The following is a 2974-nucleotide window of genomic DNA, read 5'->3' on the forward strand; positions in this document are numbered from 1 at the left end:
ACCGGGTTCATGGCCGGGGCGCAGTACGACATAGGCTTTGACGATCATGCCGCGGCCATCGTCGGGTGCTCCGACAACTCCGCATTCGGCCACGGCCGGATGCGTCAGCAGGGCCGCTTCGACATCCGGGCCCGCAACGTTGTATCCGGAAGAAACGATCATGTCGTCGGAACGGGCCTGATACCAGAAGTATCCCTCCTCATCCATGAGGTAGGTATCGCCGGTCACGTTCCAGCCATCCTGCACATACTTGCGCTGGCGCTCATCGGCGAGATAGCGGCATCCCGTTGGGCCGCGCACCGCAAGACGCCCGATGCTGCCGGGAGGAAGCTCCTTCCCCTCCCCGTCGATCACCTTGGCTTCATAGCCGGGAACAGGCTTGCCGGTGGCGCCAGGCCGGATTTCATCCTCTTTCGCCGCGATGAAGATGTGCAGCATCTCCGTCGCGCCGATGCCATCCATCAGCTTGATGTTGGTGGCCTCATGCCATGTATCGAATGTGGCTTTCGGCAGGGCCTCTCCCGCTGAGACGCATTTGCGCAAAGAGGATATGTCGAAGCCATCAAGCTTCGAAAGCATGGCACGATAGGCTGTCGGCGCCGTGAAGCAGATCGTGGTCTTGTACTGCTGGATAGCGGGAAGAAGATCGTCCGGACCTGCCTTCTCAAGAAGAACGGTCGAAGCCCCGACGCGCATCGGGAACAGGACGATCCCGCCGAGACCGAAGGTGAAGGCCACAGGTGGAGAGCCGATGAAGCGGTCGCTCGACTCCGGCCGAAGGACATTGCCGCCATAGGCATCGCAAATGGCGAGCATGTCGCGATGAAAATGCATGGTGCCCTTCGGCTCACCAGTCGTGCCGGAGGTGAATCCGATAAGGCAAACATCGTCCGCGGCTGTATCGACGGCTTCGAACTCCGGCGAAGCGTCCGCCAACATGGCATCAAGGCTGCCGGGCGAGCCATTGCCCCAGTAAACCACGTGCCGCAGATCCGGCGATAGGGCCTTGGCACGCTCCATCTCATCGGCGAGACGGTAGTCGCATAGCGCGATGCTGACCTTGGCCTTGGCGATGGGATAGGCGATCTCCTTGGCACGCAGCAGCGGCATGGTCGCCACCACGATACCGCCCGCTTTCAGAACGGCAAGATAAGCCGCCACCATCATGGGATTGTTGGCGGAGCGCAGCAGCACCCGGTTGCCGGGCACGAAGCCCAGCTTGTCGACAAGGACATTGCAGATGCGGTTCACCCGCTCCTGCAACGCGCGGTAAGTCAGAGTCTCGGCAGGAGAAATGATGCAGATCTCGTCACCCCTGCCCTCGTCCACCCAGCGGTCGAGAAAGGCAACGGCGCAGTTGAGACGCTCGGGATATTGCAGCTCGGGACGCGTGAACCGGAAGCTGGGCCATTGATCCTCGGGCGGAAGATTGTCCCGTGCGAAGGTATCCACATGCGCCGTGTCCGCCATCGTCCGCTCCTCTGTTGTTCTGCTGCGGGGATGCGTTTCGTGAGCCACGAACGGCTAAGGATTCCCAGGGCGCGCAGCGGCGATCCCCGGCCTCATGCTCATGGTGGATCACGCTCTCGTCATCTCGCCTTCCTCTGCGGAAATATCCGCTTGAAGAACTCTACAAATATTTTAATCTTAAAACAATCCTTGGCAATCCCCAGGGTTTGGGTTCACGATAGACCGCCTCGAACAAAGGGAGTGTTCGTCAGGAAAAAATTGCGGCACATTAGCGCCGCCTTTCCGGCGAGGCTCAGGTCCCGCCGGCACAAAGATGCAGCACGACAATGAAGTGCGCGGGAACAGCCACTCGGGAGACAATCGATGAACGTGACTATGAAAACCCYTGGCCTGGCAGCGGCTCTCGGCCTGAGCGCCGCGCCGGCCATAGCCCAGGAGAAGCTTAAAGTCGGCCTGCTGCTGACCCTCTCCGGCCCCTCGGCCGTTCTGGGCCAGCATGCCCGTGACGGCTTCCAGCTCGCCGTGAAGGATCTCGGCGGCAAGCTCGGCGGACGCGACGTGGAAGTCGTGATCGTGGACGACGAATTGAAGCCCGACGTGGCGGTGACGAAGGTGAAGGGCCTTCTGGAGCGCGACAAGGTGGATTTCGTGGTCGGCCCAATCTTCTCCAACGTTGCCGTCGCTACCCATAAGCCGATCGTGGATGCCAAGACGTTCTACATCAGCGTGAATGCCGGCCCGTCGAACCTCGCCGGCAAGAGCTGCAACCCCTACTTCTTCGCAACCTCGTACCAGAATGACCAGAACCACGAGGTGCTCGGCAAGGTCGCGCAGGATCGCGGATACAAGAAGGTCTACCTGCTCGCGCCGAACTATCAGGCGGGCAAGGATGCGCTCGCCGGCTTCAAGCGCCACTACAAGGGCGAGATCGTCGAGGAATCCTACACCCCCCTCAACACTCTCGACTTCCAGTCGGAGCTTGCCAAGATCGCTTCGATGCAGCCTGACGCGATCTTCACCTTCATGCCGGGCGGCATGGGCGTGAACCTCGTCAAGCAGTATCGCGCCGCCGGCCTTGCAGATCGCATCCCGTTCCTCTCCGCCTTCACGGTAGACGAGACCAACCTTCCTGCGCAGCAGGACGCAGCTATCGGCATGCTCAGCGGCTCGAACTGGGCGCCAAACTTGGATACGCCGGAGAACAAGAAATTCGTCGCGGCGTTCGAAGCGGCCTACAACACTGTTCCCGCCTCTTATGCCATGCACGCCTATGATGCGGCGCTCCTGATCGACGCCGCTCTCAAGGCCACCGGCGGCAAGACCGAGGACAAGGATGCGCTGCGCGCGGCGATCAAGAAAGCCGAGTTCAAGTCCCTGCGCGGCGACTTCAAGTTCGGCGCAAACGGCTTCCCAGTGCAGGACTTCTATCTGGTGAAGGCGGCCAAGCGCGCCGACGGCAAACTCGAGACGGAAATCGTCGAGAAGGTGTTCGACGATTACACCG

The 2974-nt window shown here is 61.0% G+C and carries 2 protein-coding genes; one reads left to right on the forward strand and one right to left on the reverse strand.

The genetic code is table 11. The annotated features are described in order from the left end of the window. A partial coding sequence (locus tag ACXJKO_RS31000) for an AMP-binding protein (RefSeq protein ID WP_457094847.1) occupies positions 1 to 1470 on the reverse strand: 1470 nt, incomplete at its 3' end. Between the two features lie 363 nt (positions 1471 to 1833). Between ACXJKO_RS31000 and ACXJKO_RS31005 the strand changes: the two genes are divergently transcribed. Then, on the forward strand, positions 1834 to 2974 hold a 1141-nt coding region (locus ACXJKO_RS31005; protein WP_457094848.1), incomplete at its 3' end, for an ABC transporter substrate-binding protein.

The sequence above is a fragment of the Microvirga sp. P5_D2 genome, assembly GCF_054049475.1.